Genomic DNA, 17034 nt, shown 5'->3' with positions numbered 1-17034 from the left:
GAACGGTGTTCGTCTACGAACACTGTTCTACGCGCGTACAGTGTTCGTGTCAAGTACGGTGTTCGCTACAGTGGTCGGTATGAACCAGTCGCCGTGGCAACCCATCAGCCCCGAGAAGCCGGCCCGGCCGGTCCGCGAGCCGCTCAGCCGGGAGCGGATCGTCGACGCGGCGCTGAGCGTGCTGCTCGAGCAGGGCTACGAGGCGGTCTCGATGCGCAAGGTCGCCCAGGTGCTGAACACCGGGCCGGCCTCGCTGTACGCGCACGTGGCGAACAAGAAGGAGCTCGACCAGCTGATGCTCGACCGGGCGGCGCAGGGGCTCGAGCTCGAGGAGCCCGATCCGGAGCGCTGGCAGGAGCAGCTGAAGGACTCGATGCGGCAGATGCTGAAGATGATGCGCGCCTATCCCGGGGTCGCGCGGGCGGCGATCGGGCAGGTTCCGCTGGGGGAGCGCGCACTGCAGAGCAGCGAGAACATGCTCGGCATCCTCAAGGCGGGCAAGCTGCCGGATCAGGTCGCGGCCTTCGCGGTCGACCTGATCCCGTTGTTCGTCACCGCGACGGCGTTCGAGGAGAGCGTTCAGCGCGCCGACGAGTGGAGCGAACAGGACGTCACCGAGTTCGTCGGCGGACTGCGCCGGTTCTTCGAAGGGCTGCCGCCGGAGAAGTTCCCGATGATGGTCGCGCTGGCCGGTGCGCTCACCTCGGGCGCCGGGGGCGATGAGCGGTTCGAGTTCGGCGTACAGGTGATCGTGGCCGGGCTGGCTTCACTCGCTGAGAAGTAGAGGCTCCTGGAGCTCGGTCACCCAGGCTGCGGGGTCGTCGGGGCAGTCCAGGTAGAGCTCGCGGGACGGGCTGCCGGAGCGGTGGCCGTTGTCGTCGATCCAGCGGGCCAATGCCTGCCAGGACGGCAGTACCTCGTCGATGCGCCCGCGGTGGACGAGTGTTGCGGCGCGGGTCCCGGGCAGATCGACCACCGTCAGGCCGTTGAGCGAGGCATCGGAGTCGACGGCGGCCGGTACTGCGGCATGCACGATCACCTCGTCGCCGGACGCCTCGTAATAGCAGGTCAACCGCCCGGCCGGCCGGACTCCAGTTGCCTCAGGCAACCGTCGACCGAGCTCGGCGCAGAGCGGGTGGACGACCGGTCCGATGTCGTCGGGCGTGAAGCTGGCCGCGGTACTGGTCAGCTCGACAAACCTGGCGGCCGCAAGGTCCTTGACGACCACGGCGGGCACGTCGTCGCCTTGCTCGATGCTGCGCAACCGTGACTCGACCTGGGTCAGCCGCGCGACGCTCTCGGCCACGGCGGACTCGAGCTCGGCCCGCCGCAACGACAACATGGCCCGTACCTCCACCAGGCTGATCTCGTCGGCGAGCATCGTCGCGACCTGCTCGAGGTTGAAGCCCAGGTCCTTCAGCGCGACGATCCGGTTGAGGTCGGCGAGCTGCGCGGCGTCGTAGTTGCGGTAGCCGGTCGCCTCGTCGACGTGGGCCGGCCGGAGCAGCCCGATGGCGTCGTAGTGCCGCAGCATCCGCACGGACACCCGGCCGTGCCTGGCGAAATCCCCGATCGCGAACATGGTGCAAGTCAATCAGCCAGTAGTTCGGCGAAGGTGATCGCGGTGTCGTCCTCGTGGAACGGGCCGATCACTTGACCGCCGACCGGCAGGCCGTCGGCCGGGATCGGCATGCTGACGGCGGGCAGCCCGGCCAGGGAGGCGTGCGAGATCCAGAAGACCTGCGCGTCGTACGGGCGGCCGTCGATCGTCCGTTCCTCGAAGGGGCGGTCGTCGTGCGGGAACGCGGTCGTGAAGCTGGTCGGGCAGAGGAAGACGTCGATCTCCTCGAAGTACCTCTGCCAGGCGGCTCGTGCGGCGATCCGGTTCTGCTCCTCGTGAATGACCTGAGCGAGCGGGGCGAAGTCGGCGTCCTCGCCGTGGGTCGCGAAGAACAGTCCGATCTGGAAGCCGAACGCCTCCGCCTGGGCTGTCGGGTCGACGCCGTCCGGCCAGCCTTCGACGATCTTCACGCCTTGGCTTGCCAGCGCGTCGGCTTGGTTGGAGAGTGCCTTGCCCACCTCGTCGGTGACGGGCGCGTCGGGGTGGTCGAGGACTACGCCTACCCGGTAGTCGGCGAGCCTTTGATGGCGAGGCCGCTCCAGGTGCCAAGACATTGCTTTGCCAGTCGGGCCGCCGGTGACCGCGAGAGCAGTGCGGAGGTCGGCGGCCGAGGACGCGAGTGGGCCGAGGCTTGAGGGATTGGGGAACTCGGTGGTGGGGGCGGGCGGGCCTGGGGGCTGGAAGCCGTCGAGCGGTACTACGCCCGCGGTGGGTTTGAGGCCGTAGACGCCGCAATACGCAGCGGGGAGGCGGATGGAGCCGACCAGGTCGGAGCCGTATTCGAGGTACGTGAGGCCGGCGGCCAGTGCGGCGGCGCCACCTCCGCTGGAGCCTCCCGGCGTACGGGCGGGGTCGTGGGGGTTGTTGGTGCGACCGTAGAGCTCGTTGGCCGTCTGGCCGAAGTCGCCGAGCATGGTGTGGACGTTGCTCTTGCCGACGATGATCGCGCCGGCCCTGGTCAACCGCTCGACCAATGGCGCCGACGTGGTCGGGAGGTAGTCGGCGAAGGCCGGGTCGCCCCAGGTCGTGTGCAGACCGGCGACGTCGATCGCGTCCTTCACGGTCATCGGTACGCCGTGCAGCGGGCCGGCACCGCCTGCCTTGTCGGCGGCTGCGGCTGCTGCCAGCGCGTACTCGGGTCGGGTCTCGACGATCGCGTTGACGGTGGTGTCGGCGGCGATGCGGGCCAGCAGGTCTTCGGTGAGTTCGCGGGAGGAGGTCTGGCCGGTGCGGATCGCCGCGGCGGCCTCGGTCGCGGTACGGAGTCTGTTCATGGCGTCAGCTCTACGGTCTGACACGGTGTCAGGGTCAAGTGCTGATTGCCTGCCCGGTATTACCGGAGTAGCCTTTTGTCTTTGTGTCTGGACATAAAAAAAGCTCCCTCAAGGGAGCAACTGCTAACAGCTTAACGCATTCAGGCGCGGTGTGTCAAAAGGCAAATCGTGGAATTCCTGAAAGGGCAGCAGGGGATCGGGGAGCGCGCATGACGGGTGGAACGCAGAAGCATGAGATCGCCGAAGAGCAGGAGCAGGTGACCCTGCTCTACGACCGTTTGGACGTACTCCGGGAGCGTGCGGCGGCCGATCTGCGCCGGGTGCTCGGCGAGCAGACGACCGGTACCGACCAGGCGTTGGGTGAACGCGAATCGCTCACCACGCTCTATTCCCGGCGGCACACCCAGTTGTCGTCGGTCGAGCGTGGATTGTGTTTCGGCCGGGTCGACAACGCGGACGAGAGCCGTTTCCATGTCGGCCGGATCGGATTGTTCGACGACGACTACGAACCGCTGCTGATCGATTGGCGGGCTCCGGCCGCGCAGGTGTTCTACCGGGCGACCGCGGCCAATCCGCTCGGGGCGACCCGGCGGCGGCACATCCAGTTGCATCACCGCACGGTGGTGGGGGTGGACGACGATCTGCTGGACCTCGACGGGATCAGCGATCGGAGTTCGCTGACCGGCGAGGCTGCGTTGCTCGCTTCGGTCGCGTCGAACCGGACCGGGCGGATGAAGGAGATCGTCGCGACGATCCAGAGCGAGCAGGACGAGATCGTGCGGTCGGGGCTGCCCGGAGTACTGGTTGTGCAGGGTGGGCCGGGGACGGGCAAGACGGTGGTCGCACTGCATCGGGCGGCCTACCTGCTCTATACGCATCGGGAGCAGTTGTCCGAGAAGGGCGTGCTCGTCGTCGGGCCGAACTCCACCTTCCTGCGCTACATCGATCAGGTGCTGCCGTCGCTCGGTGAGACCGACGTGATGCTGTCGACTGCAGGCGAGTTGTTCCCTGGAGTCGTCGGAACCGCTGTTGAGTCAGCCGCCGCCACCCGGCTCAAGGGTGATCTTGCGATGGTCGATGTCGTCGCTAGGGCTGTGCGGGACTTCCAGCTGGTGCCGGACGAGCCGATCGCGATCAAGATCGGTGGGTATCGGTTGCAGCTGAAGCCGGCCGTCGTGCGGAAGCTCGGGGAGCGGGCCCGTCGGCGCGACGATCGGCACAACCAGGCTCGGCGGCACTTCGCGCGTGGGGTGATCGAGGAGCTGACGCAGCAGGTCGTGAACCAGGTCGGCGGGCGGTACATGGGGGAGGAGGACGTCGCGGATCTTCGCAAGGAGGTGCGTGAGGACGATCTGGTCCGGTCGGTGATCAATCAGTTGTGGCCGGAGCTCACGCCGGAGCCGGTGGTGGCGCTGCTGTTGTCTTCGCGGGAGCGGTTGGCCTCGGCGGCGCCGCACTTGTCCGAGGCTGAGCTGGCCTTGCTGCTTCGGTCGCGTGATTCGGCTTGGGCGCAGTCCGATGTGCCGTTGCTGGATGAGGCTGCCGAGTTGCTGGGGGAGCCGGAGTCGGCGATCCAGGAACGGGCCGCCGCTGCTGCGGCTGAGACGGCGGCGGTACGGGAGAACCTCGAGTACATGAAGACGGTGGTGAAGGAGGAGCTCGACGCGGGCTCGGACCGGATCACGCTGATGCCGTGGGAGATCGAGCAGTTCATCGGGCAGGCGGCCAATCGCAACCGGGTCAGGGATCCGCTGGCGACGATCGTGGAGCGGGCCTACGGGGATCGGAGCTGGCAGTTCGCGCATGTGATCGTGGACGAGGCGCAGGAGCTGTCCGCGATGGAGTGGCGGACGCTGATGCGCCGGTGTCCGCGGCGGTCGATGACGCTGGTCGGGGATGTCGCGCAGACCGGGTCTGAGGCTGGTACCGGGTCTTGGGCGGAGGTACTGGATCGGTATGCGCCGAAGCGATGGCGGACGGAGGAGTTGACGGTCAACTACCGGACACCGGCGCAGATCATGGCGGTCGCCGCCGATGTGCTGGCGGCGATCAATCCCTCACTCACCCCGCCTACGTCGGTCCGTGAGACCGGCGCGGCGCCTTGGAGCCAGGTCGTGGCTCCGGAGGCCTTTGACTCAGCGCTGGTGGAGGCCGTTCTGGCTGAGCAGGAGGCGGTCGGTGACGGGCGGCTTGCGGTGATCGTGCCGTCGTCACGGCATGCTGCCTTGACCGCGTTACTGGCAGCCAAGGTGCCGGGGATCGCGTACGGGCCGGATCCCTCGGTGCTCGACGCGACGACGGTCGTGCTCGATGTCGCGCAGTCGAAGGGACTGGAGTTCGACGGAGTGCTGATCGCCGACCCGGGCGCGATCATCGCCGACTCGGGCAGGGGGTTGTCCGACCTGTACGTCGCGGTCACGCGCTCGACGCGGCGCCTCGGCGTACTGGCGTCGGGTGAACTCCCTGCCGTTCTGGCCGGTACGACGACTCGCTGAGGGTACGCCGGAGCTGCGCGTCCTCGATCGCCTCAGGCCCGAGCACCGCGATCCGGCGCAGCCCATCGGGCGGGTTGGCCAGCACCTCACGACGTGCCCGCCGACCCGCCCCGGTGAGCCCCGGCCACCACTTCCTCGCCAGCCCCCGCGCAACCAACATGCTCCGCGCCTGCCGCATGCCCCTGGACCCATCGACCGCGTCCGCAATCGCGCTCAACTCGACCCCGCCCGCCCCTACCGCTTCAAGCACGGCCTGCTCCACGCCGTCGACCTCAACAGACCAACCCGGCGCGGAGGGTGCCGCACCCGGCACGGCGCTCACCGCGCCCGGGGCGGAGGGTCCCTCGTCCACCCGGTAGGCGCGCCCGTCCGCGCCGAGTTCCAACTGCTCCGACTGACACAGCGCGAGCACCGCCGTCACCACAGCCCGCCGAGCCCCACCACAGAGGTAGGACAACTCGTGCAACGACAACGCGGCCGCTCTCATCCTGGTGTCCTCCTGGATCCCTTTGGCCAGTTGGACCTGTTCCGGCCGCCGCCGGTTCCCACTTCAGCTTGTGACTTGGTTCAGGTAGGCGAGGACGGCCAGGACCCGGCGGTTGGTGGTGGTGTCGTCGGTGATGCCGAGTTTGGTGAACAGGGCGGTGGTGTGTTTACTGACCGCGCTCTCGCTCAGGTACAGGCGCCGGCAGATGGCCTGGTTGGAGAGGCCTTCGGCCATCAGGGCGAGGACTTCGTGTTCGCGTTCGGTGAGCCGGCCGAGTTTCTTGCCGGGGGTGCCGGCGTTGAGCAGCTTGGCGATCACGGCCGGGTCCATCGCGGTGCCGCCGGCGGCGACGCGTTCGAGGGCGTCGACGAACTGGTCGGCGTCGAAGACGCTCTCCTTGAGCAGGTAGCCGATGCCGCCGGTGCCGTCGGCGAGGAGCTCGCGGGCGTAGAGCTGTTCGACATGCTGGGACAGGATCAGGACCGGCAGGCCCGGTACTTCGTTGCGCGCGGCAAGGGCAGCGCGGAGGCCCTCGTCCGACTGGGTCGGTGGCATCCGGACGTCGATGATCGAGACGTCGGGCCGGAGCTCCAGCAGGGCGGCGAGGGTCTCAGGACCGGTACTCGTGGTCGCGACGACCGAGTGCCCGTAGGCCTCGAGCAGGCGGACCATTCCGTCGCGGAGGAGGTACAGGTCTTCGGCTACAAGGATTCGCATGGCACCACCATTCTGACCGTCGTCGGGCCACCGGGCGGGCTGGCGATCTCGCACCCGCCGTCGAAGACCGCCAGCCGTCGTTGCAATCCCTCGAGTCCGCCGCCCTTGCGAGCGGTGGCGCCGCCCTTGCCGTCGTCGGAGACCTCGACGACGAGCGCCGCGCCTTTTCGATCCTCGTCCGGCACCGGCGAGCGGGTGAAGGTGATTCGTACTGACGTTGCGTGGGCGTGTTTGGTGGTGTTGGTGAGTAGTTCTGCGACTGCGAAGTACAGGGCGGACTCGATGGGTGGGTCGAGGGTGAGGCGGGTATCGGCGCTGACGGTGACCGCGAGTGGGCTGTCCAGCGCGAGGGCTCGGACCGCGTCGATGAGGCCGCGCTCGTTGAGGACGGGCGGGTTGATGCCTTGGACCAGTTCGCGGAGCTCGGTCAGGGAGGTGGCGGCGCCGGCTCGGGCTTCGCGCATGAGTGCCTTGGCTTGCTCGGGGTTGGTCTCCATCAGCTTCTCGGCGGTGGCCAGAGCGAGGCCGAGGGCGACCAGTCGGGCTTGGGCGCCGTCGTGGAGGTCGCGCTCGATTCGGCGGATTTCAGCGGCCTGGGCGACGGTGCTGTCGGCACGCTGGGCGGTCAATTCATCGACTCGCTCTGCCAGGAGTTGCTCCTGCGACGGACGCAGGAAGCGGATGGCCACTGGCCCGGTGGTGCGCCAGGCGTAGGGGGAGACGGCGATTGCGGCGATCAGGCCCAGAGCGCCGAGCAGAATGGTGAGGCCCGACGGCTCGATGAAGGCGAGGACCGCCAGCGCGATGCCGGCTGGTGGGATGGCGGCGGGCAGGCCGATGGCGAAGGGGGCGATCTCCAGGAAGCGCAGGTCGCGCCAGGTCGCGGGATCGCGCCAGAGGTTCGCGAGTTCCTGGTCCTCCTTGGCTTCCTTCTGCGTGGAGGAGTAGGAGCGGCCGTTCCACCAGTAGCCGGTGGACATCTGGGTCACGGGTGCAGGCTCCAGGTAGCCGCCGGGGATGACGGTGCCGGTCCAGCGCGCTACGAAGTACCGGATCATCCGGCAGACCGGCCGGGCCAGGGCGAACGTGCCGATGGCCGCCAGCACGACCGGTGCGAAAAGCGACCAGGGGTTGCCACCCCACCAGATCCACACCACCGCGGCAATCGCCCAGACGGCCGGAACCACCATGGTCACCCCAACCAGAACACAGGCCCGCGCGAACCCCACGCACACCCTCACCAGCCACGGCACCACCTGTCGCATGTCTCCTCCAGTCGTCGGTACGGCTCGCTGTCTCCACTCTGTACCGACCGGCTCCCGATTCTGGCCGAACCGGCCCGAAAGTAGGCCCAGCCCCACCCATCCAGGTGGCCAGGCCCCTCAAAATCTCGGCTGTGAGAACCCTCGGCCTGGTCACCGACGAGAACCCCGGCGAACCACAGGCAGCTGCTCGCGAGAGGACATCGCGTTTGACGATCTCAGCCCGGCTGCACCAGCCGTCCACCGAGCCGGACGCATCTGTCGCCCGCACCGGTCCCACGCAGTTGCCTGTTGCAGGTTGCTGCAATCAACGACTTTCTGACGGCCTTTCGACCGCAACTCTGCAAGGATGCGCGCGACCCAGCTCGCGGTCGCCGGCGGCAACCATCTGATCGGACGGTCCGGGAAATGGGTGTCCGCCGACCGGATGCCGGGTGTGCCCGGCGGCTCCTGACCGGCACCGGACTCGATGCCGAACCGGACGTCCAGGTCGACGATCGTTGCCCATAGCATCAGAACTGCTCTTCACCCCCGAACGGAGACCACGATGAAACGGCGGATCATCGCCATTGCCGTCGGCGTTGCGGTGATCGCGGCCGGCGGAGTTCTGATCGGCCGGCCCTTGTGGGCCGGGCGGTGCTCGGCGAGCTTCGCAAAGATCCCGGCCGCGGAGCTGACGACGCTCCATGCGATGCCGCTCGACCAGGTCGAGGTCGACGACTTCGACGATGAGTATCGGGAGAACGTCCGGAATCTCCTGGAGGTCGCACTGCATCCGGTGGGCCCACTCGGATCGGCCCGAAGCGCCGTTGTCGTACCCCATGTAGGAGGCTCGGGTGCCGCGAGCCTGGCCAATTCGGACGACGGGAACGTGCGATTCGAGCTGGACGGTGGTGGTCTCGTCGGGACGGAGACAGCTGGTGCCATCGTGCAGGTCGACGCGAAGACCGGTCAATCGGTGTGGGGACGCCGCCAAGTGGGCTACGGCGCCTGCGGCGGAGACCTCGCCGGCCACCTGATCCTGATGCACACACCCAGGAACAAGGCCCCACGCGTCGCGGCGGTGAACACCGGCAACGGTGACCTCGCCTGGTGCACGAAACTCGGCAAGGACAGCGAGACCCGGTACCGTCCGACCTTCGATTCGGCGGCGTCCGGAGACGCACTCTTCGTCGTCCGCGAATCCGATGCGGACAACGAATCCGACGACGACGTGCGGTTGTCCCGCATCGACGCCCGGTCCGGCGACGTCAACTGGAACCTGCCCGTCGAGGGTCTCGGCCAGGCCGACTCCTTGCAGGTGCTGCACGACCAGATCCTGCTGAGCCCGTTCCACATCGATCTGGACGCCAACGGCCGAAGGCAGGTCCTGGAGTCGGACGACATGTCGCAGCCGGTGAACGACCGCGGCGCGATTGTGGGCCGGTCGGCTGCGGACGGTAGCGCGACCTGGCTGTACCGCGGACCGGACGATCGAGGCTGGATCAACAACGTGGTCGGCACCGGCAAGGACGTCGCGGTAGTCATCTCGCGCCGCTCGTCCTATCAGGGAAAGCTCTTGGTCAACGAGAACTGGCTGACCGGCATCGATCGGACCGGCAAGCAGTTGTGGAAGCACGACTTCAAGGGCCAGTTCACCGACCTCCGGCGCGACTCTTTCCTGGTGACGGGCGATCTGGTCCTGTCCCACGAGCAGCGAGACAGTAAGGCCGATACCTCCACCCTGGTCGCCCGCAGCCTGACAGACGGCACCGAACGCTGGCGAACCCAGCTCACCGGAACCTGGTCGCCACTGCGGCCCGAGGCAGCCCAAACCCTCGGCAACGATCTCTTGGCGAGCACCTACGGCGGCGGCCTCACGGCCGTCGACCTCCGCTCGGGAGCCGTGTCCAATCCGCTGCCGGGTCGGAAGATCGGCCCGATCGACCGCATCGTCAGCGACGGCCGCACCGTGACGATCGACGCCAACGGCCTGTTCATCACCTTCGACCGAACCTTCTGACGGGCCGGGCTCGGCCCGCTACGGATCCCTACCTCGAACGGAGACCACAATGAACCGGCGGGCCATCGCCGTCGTCACCGGCGTCGCGGTGATCGCGGCCGGAGTTCTGATCGTCCGGCCTTTGTGGACGGGGCGGTGCGCGGCGAGTTTCGGAGAGGTTCCGGTCGCGAAACTGGCGCGGCTCCACGCGGTGCCGCTGGACCAGGTCAAGGTCGACGACTTCTACGACGGGGTTCGGCAGGACCTCCGGAATCTGCTGGAGGTCGCACAGCATCCGGTGGCACCGCTCGGGGCCGCCCGTAGTGCCGTCGTCCTACCCAGTGAAACGGGTACGGCTATCGCGACTCTGGCCAACTCGAACGACGGGGACGTCCGATTCGAGGTAGGCGACGGCGGCCTCCTAGGGCCGGGTACCGGCGGTGCCCTCGTGCAGGTCGACGGCGAGACCGGACAGCCGGTCTGGGGACGCCACCAGGTGGGCTACGGCGCCGGCGGTGGGGACCTGGCCAACCGCATGCTGTTGATGCGCATGCCCAGGGACAAGGCGCCACGGATCACGGCCGTGGACACCAGCAACGGCGATATCGCATGGTGCACGAAGGTCGGCAAGGACAGCGATACGGACTCGCGCTGGACCTTCGGCTCGGCGGCGTCCGGGGACGCGCTCTTCGTCGTCCGCCCATCCGACGCGACCAAGAAATCGGATCATGACGTGCGGTTGGCCCGCATCGACACCCGGTCGGGCAAAGTCAGCTGGAACAAGCGCGTCGCGGGCCTCGACGAGGCCGATTCTGTGCAGCTGCTGCACGACCAGGTCCTGCTGAGCCGGTTCCCCACCGACCTGGACGACATCGGCCGCTCGCGGAAACTCGATCCGGACCGCAGGTCGGAGCCGCCGGTCAGGGATCGGGGTGCCGTCGTGGCGCGGTCGGCTGCGGACGGTACGCCGACCTGGTCCTACCGTGGACCCGACGATCGAGGCTGGATCAGTAACGTCGTCGGCACCGGCAAGGACGTCGCGGTAGTGATCTCCCGCCGCTCGTCCGATCAAGGCAAGACCCTGATGACCGAGACCTGGATGACCGGTATCGATCGAGCCGGCAAACAACTGTGGAAGCACGACTTCAAGAACCAGTTCGGCTACTGGCTCGTCGACTCCTTCAAGGTGACCGGCGACCTCGTCCTGTCCTACGAGAAGAGCAACAGCAAGCCGAAGTCGTCCGACCTGGTTGCCCGCAACCTCACCGACGGCACCGAACGCTGGCGAACGCAGATCTCCGCAACCGGCTCGCCCCTGAGGCAGGGGGCATCCGAAGTCCTCGGTAACAGCCTCTTGGCGAACACCTTCGACGACGGGCTGCTTGCCGTCGACCTGGGATCAGGAACCGTGACCAATCCTCTGCCGGGCCAGAAGATCGGTGCGATCAAGGGCATCGTCAGCGACGCCCGCACCGTGACGATCGACGCCAACGGCCTCTTCATCACCTTCGACCGAACCTTCTGACGCGGTCTGCGGTGACCCAGTCCGCCGGTTGCTCTCGACCGCCGCTCTGCGAGTCGCCGGCTCCGTACCGGTCATCGATCAGTGCTCAGCCAAGTAGCCGTAGGGCAGTCAGGGCGTAGGTCCGGGCGGCTACCACCAGCTCATCGACGCCGACGGATTCGTCGGCGCGGTGGGCTTGGTCGGTGACGGAGCCGGGGCCGAGCACTACGACCGGTACGCCGAGGTCGCGCGCTACGAAACCGCCGTCGCAGGCAGCTGTCCAACCGCCGAGCGGGAGCCGCGGTCCACCGGCGTCGGCGAGCGCCGCATCGGTCACGGTGACCAGCTCCGTATCCGCGGAGGTGAGGAACGCGGGCATCTCCATCGGCATCTCGAGCTCTACCGAAAGGCCGCGATCTTCCAGCTCGAGGGCAGCGACCCGGGCCTTGAGATCGTCGAGGACGGCCTCAGGTGATTCACCCGGAAGCAGCCGCCGGTCGGCGACGAGCACGCACTCGGCCGGCACGATCGAACCACCCGTACCACCCTGGATCTGCCCGACGCTCCAAGTAGCCGCCCCCAGCAACGGATGCGGCGCCTCGGCCAACTCCGCATGCAACCGCTCGATCTCCGCAACCACAGCAGCCGCGCCGTAGATGGCGTTCGCTCCATCAGCTGGATTCCCCGCATGACAAGACTTCCCATGGATCTCCACCCGAAGGTAGGAGTCGCCACGAGCGCCGATGATGGTCTGCAAGTCAGTCGGCTCAGCCGTAATGCACCCAAGCCACGAGCCGCCGCCGACGCCGCTGCCGCCGCCAACACCACTGCCTCCGCTGTCGCCGCCATCGGCGGTGGCGTCCCGCCTTGTGGCTTCGACATAGGCGCGGATTCCCTTGCCGGTTTCTTCCTCGTCCATCAGGGCGGCCAGCTCGACCGGGCCGCTCAGCTCGACGCCGCGAAGCGCCGCGAGGGCGGCGAGTGCGGCGGCGAGGCCGCCTTTCATGTCGGAGGCGCCGCGGCCGTAGATGCGGCCGTCGAGTAGTTCGCCGCCGAAGGGGTCCCTGGTCCAGCCGTCGCCGATCGGGACGACGTCGGTGTGGCCGAGGAGGAGCAGGCCCGGGCCGTTGCCGCCGGCAAGGGTGATGGTGAGGTTGTCGCGGCCGGGCTCGACCCGGGTGGCTACGACATCGAGATCCAGTTCGATCGCGGCCGCGCTCAACGCAGAGACCGTCGCAGCCTCCTCGCCGGGTGGATTCTGCCCGGGCGCCCGCAGCAGGTTCTGGGTGATCCGGACGAGGAGCTGTTCGTCGACGCGATCGAGGACGGCTTGTTCGGCGGGTGTGATCATGAAGTCAGTTTCGCAGCGGAAGGCCGCGACCCCCAGTGGGGGACGCGGCCTGCGAGCTCACTTGCTGATGGCGGCGGTGGTGAAGTCCCAGATGGTGGTGTTCGCCGGAACGACCGCGCGGTAGTACCGGGTCGCCTTCGGGGTCCAGGTGAAGGCGGCCTGGCCGACCTTGTTGGTGGTCACCTTGCGCAGGTACAGCCACTTCGTGCTGCCCGGCACCTTGTACTGCAGGGTGACGGCCTTCGACGGCCAGCGGACGAACGCGTTCGCCTTCGGGTTGTAGTAGCCGACCGTGGCGACCACCGTCGTGGTGCCGCCGACGCGCTTGCCGGAAACCGTTGCCGACGACGCGTACTTCGTCACGGACGGGACCGGCTTGAGGATGGCGACGTCGTCACCCTGCGAGTCGGTGCCGGTCTCGCTGGTCGGCGTCCAGGTGACCCGGCCGACCGGTGAGACGAAGGCGGACAGCTGGAGCTCGGCGAACCGGTCGCCGTTCAGGAACTCGAGCTTCGTCTTCTCCGGGTCGCCGGGCTGGATGCCCTTCCAGTCGGCGTTGTACAGGGTTGCGGGGCAGGAGGCGGCCAGGCCGACCGTGTAGTTCGTCGTGCGCCTCCGCATGATCAGCTTCGCCGGCACCAGCGGCTTGCACTCGGGAAGAGCAGGCGCGGCGGACGGCGCCGCCTCGGCGGGCGTGCCGAACGCGAGTCCGGAAGCAAGCAGCGCGGTTGCTGCGAGCAACGACTTGTAACGCATGGGTGTATCCCCCTTGAGCGATGACTTCGGTCTGTTGGAACCGTAAGCAGCTCGCACCACCCAAGGGGGCGAATCCACCGGACGCTGCATGTTCGGAAAGACACCCCTGCCCGAACGGGTGACCAGGCGCTGGGACCGGCCGTCACCTCACGCCGCTCACAGGCCGTGGCGGAAGCCCTGTCGCCAGCTGGCGTAGGCGGGGTGCCAGCCGAAGGCGTCCTTCGCCTTGCCGTTGTCCGCCCCGCGGATCTGGGTGAAGGCCGAGACCGCTGCCTCACCCGCGGCCAGCTTGGCCAGCCAGACCGGGAGGTGACGTGGTGGCTTCGCGCCGAGGATGCGGGCGAGCTCGGGCAGCCAGACCGCAGCGGAGGCCGGGTCGTCGTCGGCGATCTGGTAGATGCCGGGGTCGCCCGTCGTGACTGCCCGAACGGTCGCATCGGCCGCGTCGTCGTAGTGGATGAAGGACCAGACGCCGGACCCGTCGCCGATCAACGGCAGCCTGCGGCGGCGGATCAGCTCGACCAGCTCGCCACCTTTGCCGATCGCGCCCGTCGGGCCGTAGAAGCTCGCGTACCGGAGTACGAGGCCCTCGATTGCCTGGTCTGCGGTGACGGCCGCCTCGAGGTGGCGGATGCCGGCCATCGTCTGACTGGTCGCGGCGACCGGGTGAGCATCCAGCGGATCACTCTCGGTCTTGGTCGGCGAGCCACTGCGCTGCAGGTTCCAGCCGGCGTAGCTCTGGACGATGATCCGCCGTACGCCGGCCGCGTGCGAGGCAGCGAGCAAGTTGTCCGTGCCCTCGGTGCGCAGCCGGTTGGTCAGTGCGAAGCTCTCGTCGAACTTCCTGAAGTCGATCCCGGACTTCAGCGCCGTCATCTGGTGCACTACCACTTCCGGCTGCACGGACCCGACGGCCGCCTTCACCGCGGCAGCATCCAGCCCGTCCGCCAGCACCACCTGAGCACCCTGCGCCCGTACGCCGGCCGCGCCCGACTCGGACCGGATCATCCCGGTCACGTCGTGCCCCGCCGCGATCAGCTTCGGCACCAGCGAACGTCCGAGCCCGCCGGTCGCACCTGCCACCAACACCTTCATGTCATCCTCCGTCTCACCGTTGACGACCCAGGGACACGGCGGAGAGCGCGGGTGTGACTATGACCCGCGTCACGTGCTCAGCGTGAGCGCAGGGTCAGCTCCGGTGGCCAGAAGGAGACGTTGAAGCGCAGGTCGATCTGCAGCGCCTCACCGTCGACCCGGCAGCGCATCGTGACGACATACGGCGATTCGAGGTAGCGGACGATCGCGACGAAGGTGTCGCCGTCCCCGTACGCGCTGGTGACCAGCCGTTGCGGGGTGTCCTGCAGCTTGTCGACATCCTCCTGCCACGGCCCGGGAGCGAAGCTCAGCTCCTGCGTCCTGCCCGTGGTCGCCTGCGCATCGTCGGCCAGCGAGCCGGGCACGAGGGTGAAGGTGCCGGTACCGTCCGGGTCGAGCCGGACCGCGGCGATCCCCATCGGGTTGGCGTCGAACTCGTACGTCCGCCCGTCGCCGGCATAGGTCGCGCCGGTCGGCGGCACCAGCTCGAGCCGTGGCGGCCGCGCAGTACCGTCGCCTGCCTCGCCCTGCAGAGCCGGCAGCAGGTGCTCCCAGATGATGTCCATGACGGCCTGCATGTCCGGCGAGGCGCTGGTGATGACGAGCGTCGCGTCGTGATCGGGCAAGACCAGACAGTACTGACCGAAGGCGCCGTCGCCCCGGTACGCGTTGTTGCGGGCGCGCCAGAACTGGTAGCCGTACCCCTGCTGCCAGTCCGGGTTGGTCTCGGAGGAATTGTCGACCTGCTTCTTCGTCGCCTCGTCGATCCAGGCCGCGGGCACGAGTTGCTCGCCGTCCCACTCGCCGCGCTGCAGCAGGAACTGGCTGAACCGCGCCAGCGACTCGGTGTTGATGCTCAGCCCCCAGCCGCCCAGCGTGACGCCCTCCTTCGACGTCGGCCAGGTCGCCTCGTCGATGCCGAGCGGCCCGAACAGCCTCGGCCGCAGGTAGTCGAGCAGCGTCTCGCCGGTGACCTTCCCCACGATCGCGGACAGCATGTAGGTCGCGCCGGTGTTGTAGACGAACGGAGCGCCCGGCGCGTGCGCGACCTCCAGGCCGAGGAAGGTGCGGATCATCCGCTCGTCCCGGCCGAGCGCCTCGATGGTGTCCTGGGCATGACCGGTCGACATCGTGAGCAGGTGCCGGATCTCCATCGCGGCCAGGTTGTCGCTGATCGTGTCCGGCAGCTCGTCCGCGCTGAAGAACGACACCACCTTGTCGTCGATCGAGAGCTTGCCGTCGGCGACGAGCAGGCCGATCCCGGTCGAGGTGAAGCTCTTCGAGATCGAGAACAGCAGGTGCGGATCCTCGATCCGGTACGGCGCCCAGGCCTCCTCGAGCACGACCTTGCCGTGTCTCAGCAGGATCAGTGTCTGGATCTCCTGCGCGGACGCGTCGAGCGCGCCGACGAAGGCGTCCAGTGCGGTGGCGGATAGGCCCTGGTCTTCTGGGGTACTCCGTAGGAGGCTGCTCACCCGAGCAAGTTATCCCGTCGAACGGACAAAAAGCACAGTGATATCCACAGCCGCCGTGATCCTCAATCCGATCAAGGTCCCCGACGGGTTTCAGAGCAAGGTCGCAGCGGCGCTCGCGGAACGCGGCGTCGCCGAGCCGTTGTGGCTGGAGACGACCGAGGACGACCCCGGCTCGTCGATGGCGCGGAAGGCGATCGACGAGGGTGTCGACCTGGTCGTCGTGGCCGGCGGCGACGGGACCGTCCGGGTCGTCTGCGCCGAGCTGGCCGGGACCGGCATCCCGGTCGCGGTACTTCCCGCAGGTACCGGCAACCTGCTGGCCCGCAATCTCGGCATCTCGCTCGACCTCGACGAGGCCCTCGGCCAGCTCCTGGACGGCGGCGAACACCGCATCGACAGCGTCACGGTCAAGGGCGACCAGCTCGACGACGACCGCTTCGTCGTGATGGCCGGCCTCGGGCTGGACGCCGCGATCATCGCCGACGCCCCCGACGGCCTGAAGAAGCACGTCGGCTGGGCGGCGTACGTGGTCTCGACCGTGAAGAACCTCAACCACCCGTTCATCCGGGTGGAGATCACCATCGACGACCGGCCTCCGGTACGCCGGCGAGCCCGCACCGTCGTGATCGGCAACGTCGGCACCCTGCAGGCCAACATCCCGCTGCTCCCGGACGCCGAGCCCGACGACGGCAAGATCGACCTGGTCGTGCTGGCGCCGCGTCGCGTCAGCCACTGGCCCCGGCTGGCCCTGAGCCTGGTCGTCAAGCGCGTCCAGGAAGGCCGGCACATCGAGCGCTTCACCGGCCAGACCATCCGGGTGAAGGCGTCGACGACGGTCCGCCGCGAACTGGACGGCGATCAGATCGCCAACGGCAGCACTCTCACGGCAACGGTCGACCCTGCCGCTCTGCTGGTGAAGGTGCCCTGAGCCGTCGACCTCTTCCATGCTGATGGAACAGGTCGATCAGGACCGGTGACAGGCACCACCATCACCTGTGCGGGTATGCCCACCCGCA

The 17034-nt window shown here is 68.1% G+C and carries 14 protein-coding genes; 5 read left to right on the top strand and 9 right to left on the bottom strand.

What is annotated here, in order from left to right:
* Nucleotides 1–79 precede the first annotated feature (79 nt).
* Nucleotides 80–784 (top strand): TetR/AcrR family transcriptional regulator, encoded by a 705-nt coding sequence (locus ABD768_RS34955; protein ID WP_343980874.1) that lies wholly within the window; start codon nt 80–82, stop codon nt 782–784.
* On the opposite strand, the gene ABD768_RS34950 is transcribed toward ABD768_RS34955, so the two are convergent.
* Together ABD768_RS34950 and ABD768_RS34945 are read right to left on the bottom strand one after the other, a co-directional pair.
* Nucleotides 767–1582 (bottom strand): MerR family transcriptional regulator, encoded by an 816-nt coding sequence (locus ABD768_RS34950; RefSeq protein ID WP_344847976.1) that lies wholly within the window; start codon nt 1580–1582, stop codon nt 767–769. The two genes, ABD768_RS34955 and ABD768_RS34950, sit on opposite strands and share 18 nt — an antisense overlap.
* 8 nt (nt 1583–1590) lie before the next feature.
* Nucleotides 1591–2895, bottom strand: coding sequence for an amidase family protein (locus tag ABD768_RS34945; RefSeq protein WP_344847974.1), 1305 nt, complete (start codon nt 2893–2895; stop codon nt 1591–1593).
* A 209-nt stretch (nt 2896–3104) separates the two neighbouring features.
* Here ABD768_RS34945 and ABD768_RS34940 point away from each other — a divergent pair, with 209 nt between their 5' ends.
* A complete protein-coding gene (locus tag ABD768_RS34940) occupies nt 3105–5390 on the top strand; it encodes a HelD family protein (protein ID WP_344847972.1) in 2286 nt (761 codons plus the stop codon).
* Here the strand turns inward: ABD768_RS34940 and ABD768_RS34935 are convergent.
* The 3 genes from ABD768_RS34935 to ABD768_RS34925 form a co-directional block, all read right to left on the bottom strand.
* Nucleotides 5311–5877 carry a hypothetical protein gene (locus ABD768_RS34935; protein ID WP_344847970.1) on the bottom strand — a complete coding sequence of 189 codons (567 nt, stop codon included), beginning with the start codon at nt 5875–5877 and terminating at the stop codon, nt 5311–5313. The two genes, ABD768_RS34940 and ABD768_RS34935, sit on opposite strands and share 80 nt — an antisense overlap.
* Before the next feature lie 63 nt (nt 5878–5940).
* Complete coding sequence (locus ABD768_RS34930; protein WP_343980859.1) at nt 5941–6594, bottom strand: response regulator transcription factor; 654 nt, start codon at nt 6592–6594, stop codon at nt 5941–5943.
* Nucleotides 6579–7859, bottom strand: a complete 1281-nt coding sequence (locus ABD768_RS34925; protein WP_344847968.1) for a sensor histidine kinase — start codon at nt 7857–7859, stop codon at nt 6579–6581. The genes ABD768_RS34930 and ABD768_RS34925 overlap by 16 nt, the downstream gene beginning before the upstream one ends.
* A 544-nt stretch (nt 7860–8403) precedes the next feature.
* Between ABD768_RS34925 and ABD768_RS34920 the strand changes: the two genes are divergently transcribed.
* Entirely contained in the window at nt 8404–9858 is a 1455-nt protein-coding gene (locus tag ABD768_RS34920) for an outer membrane protein assembly factor BamB family protein (RefSeq protein ID WP_344847966.1), read from the top strand.
* Nucleotides 9859–9907: 49 nt separating this feature from the next.
* Nucleotides 9908–11362, top strand: coding sequence for an outer membrane protein assembly factor BamB family protein (locus tag ABD768_RS34915; RefSeq protein WP_344847964.1), 1455 nt, complete (start codon nt 9908–9910; stop codon nt 11360–11362).
* Between the two features lie 85 nt (nt 11363–11447).
* On the opposite strand, the gene ABD768_RS34910 is transcribed toward ABD768_RS34915, so the two are convergent.
* From ABD768_RS34910 to ABD768_RS34895, 4 genes are all read right to left on the bottom strand, one after another.
* Nucleotides 11448–12692 carry a M20 family metallopeptidase gene (locus ABD768_RS34910; protein WP_344847962.1) on the bottom strand — a complete coding sequence of 415 codons (1245 nt, stop codon included), beginning with the start codon at nt 12690–12692 and terminating at the stop codon, nt 11448–11450.
* Between the two features lie 57 nt (nt 12693–12749).
* Complete coding sequence (locus tag ABD768_RS34905; RefSeq protein ID WP_343980844.1) at nt 12750–13448, bottom strand: hypothetical protein; 699 nt, start codon at nt 13446–13448, stop codon at nt 12750–12752.
* Nucleotides 13449–13604: 156 nt separating this feature from the next.
* Nucleotides 13605–14543: an NAD-dependent epimerase/dehydratase family protein gene (locus tag ABD768_RS34900; protein ID WP_344847959.1), complete on the bottom strand. Its 939-nt coding sequence runs from the start codon at nt 14541–14543 to the stop codon at nt 13605–13607.
* Nucleotides 14544–14620: 77 nt separating this feature from the next.
* Nucleotides 14621–16018 (bottom strand): serine hydrolase domain-containing protein, encoded by a 1398-nt coding sequence (locus ABD768_RS34895; protein ID WP_344847958.1) that lies wholly within the window; start codon nt 16016–16018, stop codon nt 14621–14623.
* A 37-nt stretch (nt 16019–16055) separates the two neighbouring features.
* Between ABD768_RS34895 and ABD768_RS34890 the strand changes: the two genes are divergently transcribed.
* Nucleotides 16056–16946: a diacylglycerol/lipid kinase family protein gene (locus ABD768_RS34890; protein WP_344847957.1), complete on the top strand. Its 891-nt coding sequence runs from the start codon at nt 16056–16058 to the stop codon at nt 16944–16946.
* Nucleotides 16947–17034: the final 88 nt, after the last annotated feature.

This window comes from Kribbella ginsengisoli (genome assembly GCF_039537185.1).
GTDB classification, from domain to species: domain Bacteria; phylum Actinomycetota; class Actinomycetes; order Propionibacteriales; family Kribbellaceae; genus Kribbella; species Kribbella koreensis.
Note: the sequence above shows the minus strand (reverse complement) of the source record. Positions and strands in the feature narration are given on the sequence as shown.